Origin of the sequence: Pseudoalteromonas sp. MMG006 (genome assembly GCF_018101025.1) — a bacterium.
GTDB lineage: Bacteria > Pseudomonadota > Gammaproteobacteria > Enterobacterales > Alteromonadaceae > Pseudoalteromonas.
The window spans coordinates 51,760-67,951 of the sequence record NZ_JAGJEJ010000006.1 but is presented as its reverse complement, the minus strand read 5'-3'; the positions used below and the strand labels follow the sequence as shown (position 1 = coordinate 67,951).

The 16,192-nt window shown below is 37.2% G+C and carries 13 protein-coding genes; 5 read left to right on the top strand and 8 right to left on the bottom strand.

Annotated features, from left to right (window positions below):
• Nucleotides 1-47: 47 nt before the first annotated feature.
• Both J8L73_RS08185 and J8L73_RS08180 read right to left on the bottom strand, forming a co-directional pair.
• Entirely contained in the window at nt 48-356 is a 309-nt protein-coding gene (locus J8L73_RS08185; RefSeq protein ID WP_210999712.1) for a VF530 family protein, read from the bottom strand.
• Between the two features lie 54 nt (nt 357-410).
• The gene (locus tag J8L73_RS08180; protein WP_211016092.1) at nt 411-713 is read right to left on the bottom strand and encodes a DUF1496 domain-containing protein; all 303 of its coding nucleotides are present in this window, start codon (nt 711-713) and stop codon (nt 411-413) included.
• 119 nt (nt 714-832) lie between these two features.
• Between J8L73_RS08180 and J8L73_RS08175 the strand changes: the two genes are divergently transcribed.
• On the top strand, nt 833-1,066 hold the full coding sequence (locus tag J8L73_RS08175) for a TIGR02647 family protein (protein ID WP_210999710.1): 234 nt from the start codon (nt 833-835) through the stop codon (nt 1,064-1,066).
• Here J8L73_RS08175 and maiA read toward each other — a convergent pair.
• Together maiA and hmgA are read right to left on the bottom strand one after the other, a co-directional pair.
• Nucleotides 1,063-1,692, bottom strand: coding sequence for a maleylacetoacetate isomerase (gene maiA / locus J8L73_RS08170; RefSeq protein WP_211016344.1), 630 nt, complete (start codon nt 1,690-1,692; stop codon nt 1,063-1,065). The two genes, J8L73_RS08175 and maiA, sit on opposite strands and share 4 nt — an antisense overlap.
• A 2-nt stretch (nt 1,693-1,694) precedes the next feature.
• Nucleotides 1,695-2,996, bottom strand: a complete 1,302-nt coding sequence (gene hmgA / locus J8L73_RS08165) for a homogentisate 1,2-dioxygenase (protein ID WP_211016091.1) — start codon at nt 2,994-2,996, stop codon at nt 1,695-1,697.
• Between the two features lie 163 nt (nt 2,997-3,159).
• Between hmgA and J8L73_RS08160 the strand changes: the two genes are divergently transcribed.
• Nucleotides 3,160-3,591, top strand: a complete 432-nt coding sequence (locus J8L73_RS08160) for a MarR family transcriptional regulator (protein ID WP_211016089.1) — start codon at nt 3,160-3,162, stop codon at nt 3,589-3,591.
• A 50-nt stretch (nt 3,592-3,641) separates the two neighbouring features.
• Here the strand turns inward: J8L73_RS08160 and J8L73_RS08155 are convergent, their stop codons facing one another.
• The 3 genes from J8L73_RS08155 to J8L73_RS08145 all read right to left on the bottom strand — a co-directional run bounded on the left by J8L73_RS08155 (nt 3,642) and on the right by J8L73_RS08145 (nt 11,214).
• Entirely contained in the window at nt 3,642-6,731 is a 3,090-nt protein-coding gene (locus J8L73_RS08155; RefSeq protein ID WP_211016086.1) for a TonB-dependent receptor, read from the bottom strand.
• Nucleotides 6,732-7,083: 352 nt separating this feature from the next.
• Nucleotides 7,084-10,314, bottom strand: coding sequence for a TonB-dependent receptor (locus J8L73_RS08150; protein WP_211016084.1), 3,231 nt, complete (start codon nt 10,312-10,314; stop codon nt 7,084-7,086).
• A 45-nt stretch (nt 10,315-10,359) separates the two neighbouring features.
• Nucleotides 10,360-11,214, bottom strand: coding sequence for a S1/P1 nuclease (locus J8L73_RS08145; protein ID WP_211016083.1), 855 nt, complete (start codon nt 11,212-11,214; stop codon nt 10,360-10,362).
• A 220-nt stretch (nt 11,215-11,434) separates the two neighbouring features.
• Here J8L73_RS08145 and J8L73_RS08140 point away from each other — a divergent pair, with 220 nt between their 5' ends.
• Nucleotides 11,435-12,331 carry a hypothetical protein gene (locus J8L73_RS08140; protein WP_211016081.1) on the top strand — a complete coding sequence of 299 codons (897 nt, stop codon included), beginning with the start codon at nt 11,435-11,437 and terminating at the stop codon, nt 12,329-12,331.
• Nucleotides 12,324-13,268, top strand: a complete 945-nt coding sequence (locus tag J8L73_RS08135; protein WP_211016079.1) for a hypothetical protein — start codon at nt 12,324-12,326, stop codon at nt 13,266-13,268. The genes J8L73_RS08140 and J8L73_RS08135 overlap by 8 nt, the downstream gene beginning before the upstream one ends.
• A 22-nt stretch (nt 13,269-13,290) precedes the next feature.
• On the opposite strand, the gene ushA is transcribed toward J8L73_RS08135, so the two are convergent.
• The gene (gene ushA / locus J8L73_RS08130; protein WP_211016076.1) at nt 13,291-14,922 is read right to left on the bottom strand and encodes a bifunctional UDP-sugar hydrolase/5'-nucleotidase UshA; all 1,632 of its coding nucleotides are present in this window, start codon (nt 14,920-14,922) and stop codon (nt 13,291-13,293) included.
• Between the two features lie 465 nt (nt 14,923-15,387).
• Here ushA and J8L73_RS08125 point away from each other — a divergent pair, with 465 nt between their 5' ends.
• Nucleotides 15,388-16,131 carry a peptidylprolyl isomerase gene (locus J8L73_RS08125; protein ID WP_211016074.1) on the top strand — a complete coding sequence of 248 codons (744 nt, stop codon included), beginning with the start codon at nt 15,388-15,390 and terminating at the stop codon, nt 16,129-16,131.
• The last annotated feature ends 61 nt before the right edge of the window (nt 16,132-16,192 follow it).

The following is a 16,192-nucleotide window of genomic DNA, read 5'->3' as shown; positions in this document are numbered from 1 at the left end:
GCGTTAGTTATGATCAAAAAAGGAGCTAAATTAGCTCCTTTTTTACATCATTTTTTAATTGATGGCCAAACAAACCCTGTTGTATCCGGCGCTTGAGAAGATGTTTCTCTTAGTACACTTTTTGGTTTGCGAATAGGCTTATTATTGATAGTGTGAATATAAAGTGCTTCAACTTTATCTCGCGCCCATGGCGTTTTACGTAAAAATTTAAGACTCGACTTTATACTCGGTGAATCAGTAAAACATTTAATTTTTACTTGTTCGCCAAGTGTTCTCCAGCCAAGTCGTTGCTCTAACTCAACAAGAATTTGTTCTAACGTTACCCCGTGTAAAGGGTTTTTAGGTTGATTATTCATAGTAATACTACTTATTTAAACTGCGTGCATTGTAGCTTAAATCGGCTTTTAGCGCTAATTCACTGTAATGGTTTTGGGCTTTTTAGGATAAATAGCATTACCTTGCTTATCAATTTTAAGCCAAATGAGTTGACTGTTATTGTGCTCAGGTGTTTTAGCGCTGCACAACAACGTGAAAGAGTGTATTTGAATAAGTGCACCTTCGCTATATCGCTTATTATCATACCAACAACTTTTACTTTGATTTGAAATCTCATTTGCATCAACTATGGCGTGAGTTTTAATTGTGCTGGCATTACTATTGGTTACAAAAATTAAGCAAGTAAGAGTGATGATAAGCGCTATTCTATTATACATTTTTGGCCTCAATAGATAGGTAGTTTAAAAATAGTACACTGCGGTAAAAAACATGCTAGGGTAAGTAATAGCTTTATACAACACTGACTTAAATACAGAACAATAAAAGGTGCACACACATGCAATTTAACCAAACTATGATTGACGAATTTACACTATTAGCCAAATTTCCACGCGATAGTAAAATGCAGGGTATAAAACTACATTCAAACGCAGAGGCTAACTTACTTAGTGCAGCGCAGCGTTTGTTCGATAAAGGCATTATAGATAGCCCTGATGGCGGTTATTTGACCGATTTGGGCTTAGATTTGATTGAACACGTTACTGTTATTCACAGCGCACTGCAAAATTAAATAGCATCAGGCTGGTTTTTAGGTGCTGCGTCATCGAAGGCCGCCAACTTGTTACAGTGTTCATAAATGGCTGCTATTTTAGGATATGCAGCCATATCGACCTTAAAGCGTATAGCATTAAATACCTGTGGTATTAAACAAATATCCGCAAGAGTAGGGGATTTACCTACGCAGTAATCACTACTATCGCTGAGCATTAATTCAATTTTTTCAAAGCCAATTTCAATCCAGTGTTTATACCATTTGTTTATAGCTTCATCATCAATATTTAACTCATTCGATAAATACGTTAAAACACGTAGATTATTTACAGGGTGAATATCACAAGCAATGGCATAACTAATATTTCGTATTTGTGCTTTTTGCCATGCTGAGCCTGTAATAATTGGCGACTGCGGGTAGGTTTCATCAAGCCACTCAAGTATTGCAAGAGACTGCGCTAAATGCCCTTCCTCGGTTTCAAGCGCCGGGAGTAATCCTTGAGGGTTAACCACTAAATACCCCTCATCTAATTGCTGAGACTTTAATAGGTTAACTATCGCAAGGTCATAATTTATTGATTTTAAGTTAAGCGCAATGCGAACCCGATAAGCAGCTGATGAGCGAAAATAGCTATACAGTTTCATCATTATTGCTCTGAGCCAGTAAATTGCTTTTTAATATTACGCCAACAATCAGTGTAATTTGATTGGCGCTCCTTACCTTCAAGTGCATATTTAGTAGGAGAAATGATGTAGCGCGATTCAAACATAAAGGCGAGTGTATTTTCGTATTTTTGTGGCGTAAGTTCTGCGCTTGACGCTTTATCGAATACTTCAGCTTCTGGACCGTGTGGCGACATGCAATTATGTAAACTAGCGCCTCCAGGTACAAATCCGTGCTCTTTTGCATCATATATGCCTTCAATTAAACCCATAAATTCGCTCATTATATTTCGATGATAGTAAGGTGGGCGAAAGGTATTCTCAGCAACCATCCAGCGGGGTGGAAATATCACAAAGTCAACATTCGCCGTTCCCTCTGTCGCTGATGGTGATGTAAGTACAGTAAATATAGAAGGGTCTGGGTGATCAAAGCTCACTGAATTCATAACATTAAAGCGGGATAGGTCGTATTTATAAGGCGCACTATTACCCGTCCATGCAACCACATCAAAAGGAGAGTGCTTTATTTCACAGCTAAATAAATTTCCGTTGAATTTAGAGACAAGCTCAAAATTGCCTTCTTTATCTTCAAATGCAGCTACAGGGTATTGAAAGTCTCTGTCGTTGGCATAACCATTTGCGCCAACCGGTCCGCGTTCAGCAAGCTCTAACGCATGGCCGTAGTTTTCACAAATATAGCCTCGCGCTGTATCGTTTATTAAATCAACTGAGAATTTAATTCCGCGCGGTATAACTGCAATTTCGCCGGGTTTAACAGTAAGTTTTCCGCACTCAGTGTGTATTAGTAACTCGCCTTGCTGAGGCACAAACAACATTTCACCATCGGCATTATAAAAGTAGCGGTCTTGCATAGATTGATTTGCCACATATACATGAATACCAATACCGGATTGCCCATTCGCGCTACCATTTGCAGCCATTGTTATTAAGCCATCAATAAAGTCAGTAGATTTTGCGGGAATATCAATAGGATTCCAACGTAGCATGGTCGGTGGTGTAACGGCCTCAGTTATTGGAGCTGTTCTTATTAAACCGTTATCAATAGCATTGTAATCGCCCTGGACGACTGATGGGCGTAATCGGTACATCCATGTTCTGCGGTTTGAAGCACGAGGTGCTGTAAAAGCGGTAGAGCTAAATTGTTCAGTATAAAGATTGTAATTAACTCTTTGAGGAGAAAATTGACCAATAGGTAATGCACCGGGTAGTGCTTCGGTTTCAAATTCATTGCCAAAACCGGTCATATAATTTAATTGTGTGTGCATAACAGGACCCCTGTGAGAGTGGATTGCGTTGTCTTGTTTTGAGTTATTATTTGTATTTAGTTAAGATACTCTCAAGTGAGATTAGTTTCAAATAAGCTCACAATAATGGTTGTAAATAAAAATGCACAGCCTCTTTACGTTTTACGAGGCTTGGAGATCTAAAATGAAACTAAATTTAGACACTTTTTTACCCTATCAACTTACTAATATAGCCACGCGTGTTAGTAATGATTTTGCACAGGTATACCAAGGTAAATATGACTTAAACATACCGCAGTGGCGCTTACTTGCTAACTTAGCGCAGTATGGACAAAGTAATGCAAAGGATTTATGTACTCAGGCAAATATGGATAAATCCACGGTATCTAGAGCTTTAAAAGCACTTATTAATAAAAACCTAGTGTGTAGTAAGCTTAATGAAAATGATAAACGTGCAACGTTACTTGTGTTAAGTGAAAAAGGTGAGTTCTTGCATTCTAAAATTGCAGACGAAGCAATAAACTGGGAAAAGCAATTATTGAGTGGGCTTTCTGATGATGAATACCAAGTTTTAAATACTGTAATTGAAAAACTAAATAACAAATTAAGGGTATAAAAAAGCCCACAAAGTGGGCTTTTAAAAATTAACTAATTTGATGAGCTAAATTAGAAATCGTACTTAATACCTACACGAAGTTCCCAAAGTGAAGGATTAACTTCTATACTGTCTCCAGCAGGTTTGCTAAAGTTATTGTAGACATATTTCCCATCAACAATATCTGCTGTCACTGCGCTTTGAAGTGAAGAGCCACTTTCAAGAACACCCCAATCATCATTGAGCATGTTTCCAATATTAGCAATAGTAAAGTAAGCTGCGCCTTTGTGGCCATCTTTAAAACCAGCAAACTCTTGCTCTACTTTTAAGTCAAAAGTAACCCACCACGCGCCGTCAATGCTATTTCGGTCAAGTATCTCACCACGGCTTAGGCCTTCATTACCAATCCATTCATTAAATCCATCTAAGTCAAAATCTGGTCCGTAAGTAACTAAGCTATCATCAACGTTTGGAATGTAAAGTAACTGACGAGCATTATCATTATATCCAAAAGTGAAATTGTTTTCATTTTCGAATGAATAAGAATATGGTGATGTTTTAGAGGCTTGTCCAAATAAGTTAAACTTAGTGTCATAACCGTCAAATAGCTCATAGCTATAAGCTAATGACATAGTAAAGCGATGTGGAATCTCATAATTTGATGTAGCAACACCTGGATTTTCTGAGTCAGAAACAGCAATCCCATGATAATTAGAGAATGCCACAGAGCTTGTCATTGGATGCACGTCTTTAGACTCTGTATAAGCATATGAAAGAGATAAATCTATTCCATTATCAAACGACTTACTCATACCAAATGATAAAATATGAGAGTAAGCATCGTCACCATCAACATTAGTCAATAAAAAGTCTGAACCGCCATTGTAAATAGGGCGGCCATCAGGTGCAGTTCCTGTTTGTTCATATGCTAAATTTTGAACAATCGCTGAGTTTTTCTTGTCAGTGTATAAGTAGTCTACGTTAAATACATAGTTATCTTCAGTTATATATGTACCGCCTAGTGAAAACTTCCATTCTGATGGAATTTCAAAATCTGGGTCAGTAACATTTACATCAGCATCAGCACCACCTTGACCCACTGCGTCGTAAAGAGACTGCGGAATATCATAACCTGGTAAACCATTGCCGTTAAATGCTATTGCATCAGCACCTAATATTTGTAAATCATCACCGCGAACTTGGACATTACGCACACCATCATTTGAGTAGCTATTAGAGATCCATACATTTGGGTTTCCTCCTGAGTACAAACCAATGCCACCACGTAACTCAAGTTGGTCATTGTAAATCCAGTTTACGCCCAAACGAGGCTGTAGAAGATCTACACCATCTAAGTTTTGGCTGTTAGAATATCCATAACGGTCTTTGAAGTTTTGATTAAATGTTGGTTTATCATCGCTCGTATACCAATCATAACGAAGACCCACTGTAAATGTTACGTCATAGTCTATTAAATCAAATTTATCTTGGGCATAAAGTGTATTTAAAGCGTATTTAAATTCACCTGCTGCATCATCTGGGTTTTGACTAGCAGCATTGCCGTAGTAAATACGGTCAGCAAGACCACTTTCAAAATCTTCAATAGAGTTAAAGCGGTATTCACCTTGGCTATGCTGTACAAATAAATTGAACACGTCAAGTTCTTCACGCTCATAACCGAATGAGAGCTCATGCTCCTCTAGGTAATAAGTACCTGCAAGCTTAAGGGATAGATTATCATAATTAAGCTCATTTGACTGTCGTGAATCATCCGGGCCAAGGTAAACAGTTACATCACCTGTATTTATTTGGAACTCACTAAAACCAGACGCTTCATCAATAGAGCTTTGACGATTGTCAAGCTTTGAGTACCCTACACGTATTTCTGTAGAAAAATTATCAGTCCAATCAGAATAGAATGAAGTTACATAAGACTCTAATTTTGCACCACGTTCATAGAAATGGTTAGATAGAGCTAAACGTTCTGAGCCACTGTCAGATTGAGAGATTGAAAAACCATCGTTATAGTTGTAAATGAAGCTCGCGCGATGATCTTCGTTAATATTCCAATCCAATTTCACTAAGATTTTTTCATCTTCAACAGGCATACTTGGTATTAAAGAACCTGGATCGTATGCATAGTTATCAATAGCTATTTGTGTTACTCGATCAATAGTCGCTTGATCTATACGACCATTTACAAAAGGTGAGTACTCAAAAATCTCTGCGCCTTCTAATTTTTCGTATGATGTAAATAGGAATAACTTATCTTCTATAAGAGGAAGACCTACATTAAAGCCGTAACGTTTTTCTGAATAATCGCCTAGATCTTGTTTATCACCTTTGATTGAATCTCCAGACAGAGAGTCATTAGTGTAATCATAGAAGAAACCACCAGTAAGCTCATTTGTACCAGATTTAGTTACTGCATTGATATTACATGATGTAAAGCCACCGTACTGAACATCAAATGGTGCAAGCTCTACTGCAACTTGAGCGATAGAATCAAAAGAAAAAGGAATTCTTTCTGTAGGGTAACCACTTGAGTTTAGACCAAAGTTATCGTTCATTCTAACGCCATCTAGCGTAAGGCTGTTAAAGCGTGGGTTACCACCACCACAGTTTATAGCTCCTGCATTTGTGTCATCAATATAAATGCGAGGGTCGGCACGGATGATATCTTTTAAGTCACGGTTAATAGCTGGTTTGTTTTCTAAATCATCCAATGAGAAAGTTGAAGCAGGGCCTGTACCACCAGATTGTGAGCTAATTGGTGCACCAGTGATAACAATTTGCTCCATCTGGGCAGTTTGTTCTGTGCTTAAAGCGACTGTAACTGGGTATGTTTGGCCAAGTGTTAAATAGATGTTTTCAAGTTCAGTATCTTGATATTTATCAGAATCTACAATTATTTTATAAGGACCGCCAACGCGAAGACCTTTCGTAGAGAAATTCCCTGCTTCATTTACAGTTGTTGTTTTGATTGATCCTGATGGAACGTGAATAACTGTAATTTTAGTTCCCGCAGCAGGACTTCCGCTTGGCCCTGTAATTTGCCCTTTTACAGATGATGATGTTTCGTTAGCCATTGCTGCGCCACTCACACCAACACATGCTGCGATAGCAAGTGAAAGAGCTGTTTTGCGTAATTGAGTTTTCATTTAATTTTCCCGTGTAGTTATTAATTAAATTTTTATATATTTTTTATTTTAAAGTTTTGAGCCAAATAAATTTAAAACCTACCTAGTTCAAAATTCTTATATAGTGTACCTCATTTACTCGTTACAAATAAAATACAACTGTAATATTTTTTTAATAAATTGCTATGTTTCTGACTCAATGAGCTTTTTTTGAGTAATAACTCTATACTAAGAGATATTTTACGGGGCTTTTATGACAAATATGTGAAATTGAGGTGTTATATAATAAAAAACCCATCACATAGCTGCAATGGGTTTAGTTTTACTACTTATCTTTAGGGAGTTAGTAGCATATAGATATTTAAGTTACCGTTTAAAACTTGTAGCTAATACCCACTTTAGCTTGCCAAGCTGAAGATGATGAACTGATTTGCGAGTAATTACGCACATCCGCACCGTTATATGCTGAATCGATAATATAACGACCTTCTTCATCTAAACCACCAAAGTCATAAATAGTTTGGTTTGCATAGCTTAAACGTTTCTCTATACCCCAGTCACTGTTAAGTAAATTAGCAAAGTTATCAATCATTAAGTAAATTTCACCGCTGTGACCTTGTGCAAAACCAGGGATTTCTTGCTTGATGCTAACATCCATGGTTGTTACCCAAGGCTGAGTAGCTGTATTTTTACCGAGTATTTGGCCTCGTTCAGAGATACCTGCTTTATTTAACAGCAGCTCTAACTGATTCCAATTCATTATTGATTCACCCCAATTTACGAGAGGGTCATCAGCTCCTGTTGGAATATAAGGTAAGTATGCGCCGTTAGTGTATAACGTACTTGTATCACCTAAATCGTCATCTTGGTACATATTCATCGTGTAGCTAAATGGGCGACCTGAACGACGTTCAAAGTAAACATTAAATTTGGTTGCATAGCCTGAGAAAAATTCAGTATTGTAACCTAGATTAATTTTAAAACTGTGTTCCACTTCGTAAGAGCCACGTGCAGCAAGGTCTTCGTTACGGTTAACGGTAACATTATGTTTGTAGTTACCTTCAGCTTGCGATGCTGAACCAATAGAAGATTCAGTTACGTCTTGATGTGCATAACTAAAAGAGGTAAACAATCCGTTATCCCACTCTTTAGCAAGGCCTGTTGAAATAATAATTGAACGACCATCTTCAGATGAGTTAGTCATTACGATATCAGCATTATCAAAGTTGTCGTAAATAGTTTGGTTAATAACTCGCTCACCATCGGCCGCTAATCCAACTGGTTGAATTGAAGAATTGTGCCATACCGCTTCATTTTCTTTTTTATGATAAGCAATTTCTGCTTGCCACTTAAAACCGTTACCTAATAGTTCAGAGTCGAATTCATATTCAAAACCAATTTGAGTACGAATACTTGAAGGCAATTTAAAATTAGGGTCTATAAAAGCAACGCTGCCGCTGCCTTTTTCTAATGAGTTTTTAATTTCATTAGGTACCTGCGTAATATCAGCTTGGTTATTCGCGAAGTATTCGTTGATCACGCTAGAAGGAGCGGTTACCTCTGTAATACCGTCAGCTTGGAATGAGTTGTTATACCATACGTTTGGTATACCACCTTGGAAGCGACCAATACCACCACTTATTGTAAGTGCTTCTGTAGCATAATATTTGAAGCCAATACGCGGTAAAATAATATCTATACCATCAAGGTTCTCTTGATTAGTAAAGCCATAGGTATTAGCAAAGTTTTCATTAAGCGTTGGTTTGTCATCTGATGATAAGCGCTCGTAACGAATGCCAGCAGTCATTTCTAAGTCATCGCCAATGTAAAACTTATCTTCAATATAAAGCGCAAGTTGGTTACGCGTTACATCATAAGCTTTATCAGCTGAATTATTAGTATAGGCATTTTTGTACTCAAAAGCGTATGGGTAGTTACCATTTTCATCTTTCTTCCAATCTGCAGCTTCAAAACTTACCATGCGATTTTCAAAGTCATCTAAGCTTTTAAACTGCCACGACCCTAATGAATCTTCGGCAAATAGGTTATAAAGTTTTAATGACTCGTACTGCGCACCAAAGTTAATTTCATGCTCATCCATTAAATAAGTAGCATCAAATGTAAGCGTTAGGTTTTTAGTTTCAGATACGTTAGCGTGGCGGGTGCTGTCTGTGCCGAAAGTAAATTGAGCGCCTGTACCGCGACCATTTATCTCTTCTTCATAAACACTAACGCTGCCTATATCTGAACGAGTATTGCTATTTGAAGTTACATCTTTATATGCAATACCTACCTCAGTTGAAAAGTTGTCATTCCAATCTGAGTATAATTTAGTTGAAAAATTATTAAACTTAGTAACATAAGCGTAAGTGTTAGAACGCATAACAACAGAATTACCACCGCTGCTGTTGCGTTCGTCTTGGTCGTCTTGCCACTGATACGTGAAATCTAGGCGATGTTCATCACTAGCATTCCAGCTTAGTTTTACTAATAAGCTTTCGTTAGTATCTTCTGGCGCGCTGGCTAATGAATCGGTCAAGCCGTATTCATTATTTAATATAGAAACAAAACGATTATAGTTAGCTTCAGAAGTATTAAATTCGTTAGCCGCACCAGAACCGTCAAAGCCGTAATCTAGATCTTGTTCGCTTGACCATTTAGAGTAGTTTACAAAATAAAACAGCTCATCTTCAACAATAGCGCCACCTACGTTAAAACCATATCGTTTTTCTGATTGGATAGGCTCGACATCATAAAAAGAATAAGTTTTATGACCTGTTAATGGGTCAAACTCATCTTCTTCACGAATACTTTTTACGTCACCAGCTATCTCAGGAGTCGAAATTTCATAAAAACCTGAGAATTTGAAATCGTTTGTGCCTGATTTTGTTACTGCATTAATAGTACCACCACCAAAATTGCCTTTAGAAGCCGAAAATGGAGATACATCAACAGAAACTTGCTCAATAGCATCAAGTGCCACTGGCGGTTGAGAAGTAGGGTAGCCGCCAAAATTTAAACCAAAGTCATCATTTTGACCAATACCGTCAACAGTTAAGCCATTTGTGCGCGGATTACTGCCGGCAAAAGTAAGCTCGCCACTACCGTTGATGCTTGCAAGTGGGTTTAAACGTGCAATATCTTTTATATCACGGTTAAAGCTTGGCATGTTTTCAATAGTATCAGAGCCAAAAGCACTGCTTGAGCCACCTGATTGCTGAATAATTTTATAACCAGATACTTCAATTTTTTCGATGTTTAGCGGCGTCAGTTGTGAGCTTAAACGATAAGTTTCACCGAGGTTCAAGTAGATATTTTCAACCATCGTATCGTTGAACTTATCTGAGTCGATGATAACCATGTATGGTCCACCTACACGTAAACCATTAGCGATAAAAGTACCGCTTTCGTTTGTTGTTAACTCACTAATTGTGCCAGTTGGTTGGTGAACAACTTTGATTTTTACGTTTGCAGCGCTTGAACCAGAAGGCGTAGTGATTTTACCACGCATTGCAGATGAAGTATCTGCAGCCATTGCACTTGTAGAAACTCCTAGCGCTAGTATTACAGCGCCAGTTAATTTCGAAAGGCGAAGCTTAGTCATAATATTGATTTCCCGTGTGTAGGTTATATATAAATTTAATACTGTTTATTTGTCAGTCGTCATTTTTAATGCCGTTTTTAACTCTTTTGCAGAAGGGTCGAATAAGGCATTTAGTAATCCAGCTAATCGAATACCCGCTTGTTGTAAGCGCGTTTTAACGATTGGAGTGTTGTTATATATGTAGCTATAACCAATTTCATCATTAGTATATTTGTAAATTTTCATAGCTAAGTTGTGTGACTCTTCAACCCACGTTTTAGGTGAGCTTTCTAAGTACTGTGCAATGAGCTCACTGTTATTTGTGTCAATAAACAGTGCGTACTCAGTAAATGATAAGTTCTCATTTTCAACTAGTTTTGTATCCCAAAGGCTGTGAAGGTTCGTTTCTTCATTAAAAAATGAAACCTTAATGCGGTTGCCACCTCTGTCTTCACCTCTGCCAGCATGAAATGGTTGATGACTATCTCCTACTAAATGCACTAAAAAACGTAGGCTAAATTGCTTTGCATCTAAGCTGCTATTAGCATCCGTGAGTGTTTGCATTGAATAATGAATTCCCTCAAGAATATTACTGACAGATTCTTTGTTTTTTGTATGCTCATGGTCAAAACTAAAAGATTTACCAGGAGCTGCATTTATATAATGCCAGCGAGAAGATTGTTTTTGCCAAAACTTTCCAGGGGCAGAGCGCATTTCATCTGGCCATGTTGAAATTTGCGCCAGTGATTCGCCATCTAAAAAAGGTGTAATAGCTTGCTTTGTAGTGTCGGTAATATGTGACTCAGCAACTTTCCCTACAATACGGTGCCCATTTTGGCCCCATGCATACGAATCACTGCTCGTGAAAATTGCACTAATCAAAAGCGCAGAAGAAATCGAATATTTTATTTTGCTGTGCATTTAAATTTCCTAGAAGTATGTTTCGTATTGTTACAGTAAGGTAATACGGTCAATTGTCCGCATTTTTTGATGCAATAGGAAGGCGTTAATGTGATTCATAATTTCCTATTGAATATTCTTTTTAATCAGTGACTTAGTGAGGATAGGTAAAATTACCTATTGTAATAAGTAATTAAAATTGTTCCAATACACCTATAGCTTATTTTTGAGTGGCTTTATTTTGAATTTTGAAAACACGGTGTTGCATAAAACCACAGTTGTTATTTTTTTGTTTCTTTTAATGTTGGCTGCTTGGGTATGTGGACAGCTAATAGTTGATGACAATGATTTGCACTTTCCTGTAATGATTCAAACGTCCACTTCTTGTCAAACAACAGCTATAAATAACACTAATGAGCTGATTGTGTTTACCCAATCTAAAAAAATAGCCAAATTATTAACAAGAAGTTTGTGTGCCGATAACGTTGTTACCAAACAGTATGGCTCTGTAATTGGTTATTGGGGGGACAGAACCGCTGATAGCTTAGAGTTTATAGGTAAAGGAATTGCAGATTTAATCTTAGCAAAAAATAATATTATGGCTGCTTTTAAAGCCGAATCAACTTACAACTATCAACCTGTAGTCGGCTTTTCTAATTACACTGCTTTTTTTATATCTTCTAAAGAAAAACCTCGACTTACAAAACAGTATTTTTTAGATAAACGTATAGGCTTACTTGATTACCCAACGAGTCGATCTGGGCATATTTTACCAAAGCAAACGTTCAAAAAGCTTGATATTAACTTAGCTAATTTAAAAATTACGTATGCAAGTTCTCATAACGAATTACGCGACCTTCTTGCCGACGGTAAAGTAGATATTATTGCTTCATTTTGGAAAGAAAGTGATACGGTGCGTTTTTCGAAAAATTACAGAACACCTTTAAGCAATAATATTGTAGGAACACATTGGTATTTAAAAATGCAGCAAAATAATACTGACCTTTTATGTGCTATTCAGTCTCATTTACTTAATATGTCAAAAGATCAAACGTTGCATTACTATCAAAATGTACATCCTTATTGGAATTGCAACACTAGGTCAGTTAGTTATATAAAAGGCCATAGCGATGAGTAAGGTTCAACTTTCAAGTATGGTTGCTGGTTTGTTCTTCGTTTTATCGCTGTTGTTCTATGTATCTGTTATAGAAAAAAAGCAGCAAGCTAATAAGCAAAAAATTATGCAGATAGAAAAGCAAATAGCGCTGGATCTGCCATTACTCGATTTATCAAATGAGTTATTAAGGCACTCGGGTGATAAAGGTGCAGTATTAAATTATATTAAAAAGTTAAACACGCATATTAATAGCGATGAATTAACAGTGTTCGCTATTTCTGCTAAACATGAATTTGAGTCCCCTTTAGAACCTAACCAGGTTAGCCGAACGTTGAAAAGTAATAGCGGTGCTGTATTAGTCGTTTTTGAAATAGATGAGGCTTATTTAACAACTCAAACTTTATCGTTTCATTTCTTATTCTTTGTTATGAGTGTACTTATAAGCTTTTGGTTAAAGCACGTGTTTACTTACAAGCTTACTCAAGACTTACTAAAGAGCGAAGATCAACACACTGCAGCGCAACTGCCATTAACTCTTATTATTGATTTAAATAATAAAACAATTTCAATTAATTATAAAAGTGACTTGCAAGTATCTTTAGCAAACAAGCCACTGTGTTTTTATTTAGCTCTGGTTGAATACTGTAGTCATCATTCAGATATATTACTCTATCATAGTAAAAATGTGCCAGATGAGCTCATAGAGCTAGCCAATAAGTATTTTTATAGATTAGTTGAGCTAGGCCACACGGTAAGAAAAAGACCTAACTTCAATAATAGTCTTGAAAAAACATTGAGCGAAATTCGTGCAGCTCTTGATGAAGTACTCATTGAGTACCCTGATCAAAAAGAGCTTTATTATCCGCCTAAGGCTTATGGGGAAGGGTCGCGTTCACGATTGCATAGTTACGCATTAACACATATTGTAAACGGTAATGTAGAAATATTAGGAAAGTAAAATTACTTTCCTAATATCGTAGTTATTTAGGGGCAAATTCAGAGGCTAAAATCGGGCTGTTGTCAGATATAAAAGTTTTAAGAGCTTGAGCATCTGTTACATCAGAGCTTACAAAACCTTCTAAGTTATTAATAACAGGATAACCGTCGCCACCTGATGCGTTATAGCTATTTAAGCTCATGCGGTATGTTTTATTTTTATCAAGGGCTTCACCATTGATGTAGACATTAGTTAAATTCCCCTCTTTATGCTCAAATGATATTTTATGGTATTGCAAATAAGCACCGGCATCTGGCGGAAAGCTTGTAACCGTAGCTAGGTAATTCCATAAGTCGCTACCTTTCCAATCCATGTAAGTAATTCTGTTTTTAAAAGGATGTACTTTTAAAATATCTTTATAACTGATTTCGCCAGCTTCAATACCGCTTCTTATTCCGCCGCCACTAATTAAACCAAAATCAGCACCGACTGCGTTCATTTGCGCTTGAATAATGACTCGCGCAAGGTTTGTTTGTTGGTAACGAACTTTATTTCTATCGCCTTCTAAACGCGCATCAACACTGCCAATTTTACCTGCTATTTGTTTTGCACCTTTAGCTTGATAAGTCGCTAAAAAAGCTTCAAGTGTTGGGTCTGGTTTTATGTATTCGTTTGCTAACACTTCTTTAGTTGAGCCATCGGCTTGTATTTTGTCTACGTATAAATTTACCGGCATTAATGTGTAGTCAATAAGCGTTAACTTTTCGCCTTCAAGTTTAAATTCAGCTTTACCTACGTATTTACCCCATTCGTGGGCTTGCATAATCCACGTGCCATTTTGCTGATCAGGTGTACATGCTAGGCCAGGTTTGAAGTTTGCATCATTAACGTTTGTATCGCTCATACACACAGGTTCTTGAGAGTGACCGCCTATGATCATATCAAGAGTATTAGCAGGCAATGAGCGGGCAAGTGTTACATCACCCGGTGCATTAATACCAAAGTTTGCATCAACATAATGGCCCATATGTGTGAGTGCGATAGTAACGTCTGGGTTATATTTAGCTTTTATTTTTTTAGCTAACTTTGCTGTCACCTCTGTAGGGTCTTTAAATTCTAAATGGCCAATATATTGAGGGTTACCTATTTTTGCTGTATCGGTAGTCGTTAAGCCAATAACAGCTATTTTCAATCCATTTTTTTCTAGTATTTTATAGCTTTCAAAGGCGTGTTCGCCTGTGCTTTTATCAAAAATATTAGCGGATAAAAGTGGAAAAGTAGCCCACTGCTGTTGCTTGTTTAAAATCTTAATCGGGTTGTCAAACTCATGATTACCAAGCGCCATTGCATCGTAACCTAATAAAGACATGCCCTTAAAGTCAGGCTCGGCGTGCTGAAGATCAGACTCAGGAATACCTGTATTTATGTCACCACCAGAGAGTAATATTACTGCATGGCCTTTGCTTTTTGCTTCTGCGCGTAAAGAGTCGATGAGCGTTTTGCGAGCGGCCATACCGTATTCGCCTTTTTCGTTGTGCCAAAAACGACCGTGATTATCATTTGTATGAAGAACCGTTAAATATTGAGTAGGCGGACTGCTAGAAATAGAGTCTGGGGTAGAGGAGGTACACCCAATGAGACTAAGAAAAACCGAGAATAAAATGATTATGCGCATAAAATACCTTTTTGATTAAGCTCTACTTAATTTATCAAGCCGGTAGTTTAAACTAGTTTTGCGCTAAAAAAACGGACTTATTTATATTTCTGCTTTGGCGAAATTAGATTGTCGGTTTTTAGTACTTATCATCCAAATTAAAAAGCTGGCAGGCAACTTCGTGTAAGCTTCACCTTTATGTAAACCAAAATCACAAATTGTGTGTGCAGTATTTAGCATTGTCAGCTCCGCTGTATTTAATTTTTGAGGTAACAAATGTAAGTATTTTGCTTAAGCTGATTTAGTTTTACTAAATCAGCTTTGTATAACCGAAAAGAATATAATTAGCTTAATATGTAATTAAAGTGTTATCAGTGCGGTCTAATTTGTATCTTCATAAATTTAATAATCGATTTTAATAACGTGACGTTTTAATCTGCAAGCAGGTTAATTAATCGTTAAAAATTATAACAACAGGAATAAAACATGAAAAAGCTTTTACTTGGCTCAGCACTCGCGTTCGCAAGCTTCACAAGCACCGCAACTATTGTCGAAATGAACACGAGCCAAGGCACAATAGAAATAAATTTATTTGATCAGCAAACTCCCAAAACGGTCGAAAACTTTTTGAGTTATGTTCAAGATGAGTCATATAACGAAACGGTGATTCATCGCTCTGTTGCAGATTTTGTGATTCAGGGTGGGGGCTTTACGTATTCTGATTCGTTAGATGCGATTGATACTAAGCCTGCTGTAGAGAATGAGCCTGTATTTTCCAATGTTAAAGGCACCATTGCTATGGCTAAGCTTTCTGGCGATGAAGACAGTGCAACAAGCCAATGGTTTTTTAATATTTCAGATAATAGTGCCTCGCTTGACACTCAAAATGGTGGTTTTACTGTGTTTGGCCAAATTACAGCCGCGAGCCAGTCTACACTCGATAAAATTGCAGCGCTCGTTCATTGCGGTGAAATACCGGTAGTAGGTATTACTGAGCAACAATGCTCAAGCAGTGATGTAAGCATTAGCGGTGCAAATTTAGTGACTATTCACAGCGTAGTTGTAATGGATGACGATCCTAATTCTGCAGCGGGTTTAACCGTTACAACAAACACATCAATTGATAGTGGCGATACATCTACCGACTCAGATAGCAGCTCAGGCGGTTCATTGGCATGGTTATTAGGTGGGGTTTTATTAGCGTTTACACGTTTGAAGCGATTTAAATAGTAGCGTAAAATTATTTATTATCAGCGGCATAACTTTATACCGCTGATAATATTTAACCGAT

Bases quoted from the DNA above. Each gene is read 5' to 3' on its own strand.
- J8L73_RS08185 (WP_210999712.1), bottom strand. From the start codon at position 356: ATGAATAATCAACCTAAAAACCCTTTACACGGGGTAACGTTAGAACAA.
- J8L73_RS08180 (WP_211016092.1), bottom strand. From the start codon at position 713: ATGTATAATAGAATAGCGCTTATCATCACTCTTACTTGCTTAATTTTT.
- J8L73_RS08175 (WP_210999710.1), top strand. From the start codon at position 833: ATGCAATTTAACCAAACTATGATTGACGAATTTACACTATTAGCCAAA.
- maiA (WP_211016344.1), bottom strand. From the start codon at position 1,692: ATGAAACTGTATAGCTATTTTCGCTCATCAGCTGCTTATCGGGTTCGC.
- hmgA (WP_211016091.1), bottom strand. From the start codon at position 2,996: ATGCACACACAATTAAATTATATGACCGGTTTTGGCAATGAATTTGAA.
- J8L73_RS08160 (WP_211016089.1), top strand. From the start codon at position 3,160: ATGAAACTAAATTTAGACACTTTTTTACCCTATCAACTTACTAATATA.
- J8L73_RS08155 (WP_211016086.1), bottom strand. From the start codon at position 6,731: ATGAAAACTCAATTACGCAAAACAGCTCTTTCACTTGCTATCGCAGCA.
- J8L73_RS08150 (WP_211016084.1), bottom strand. From the start codon at position 10,314: ATGACTAAGCTTCGCCTTTCGAAATTAACTGGCGCTGTAATACTAGCG.
- J8L73_RS08145 (WP_211016083.1), bottom strand. From the start codon at position 11,214: ATGCACAGCAAAATAAAATATTCGATTTCTTCTGCGCTTTTGATTAGT.
- J8L73_RS08135 (WP_211016079.1), top strand. From the start codon at position 12,324: ATGAGTAAGGTTCAACTTTCAAGTATGGTTGCTGGTTTGTTCTTCGTT.
- ushA (WP_211016076.1), bottom strand. From the start codon at position 14,922: ATGCGCATAATCATTTTATTCTCGGTTTTTCTTAGTCTCATTGGGTGT.
- J8L73_RS08125 (WP_211016074.1), top strand. From the start codon at position 15,388: ATGAAAAAGCTTTTACTTGGCTCAGCACTCGCGTTCGCAAGCTTCACA.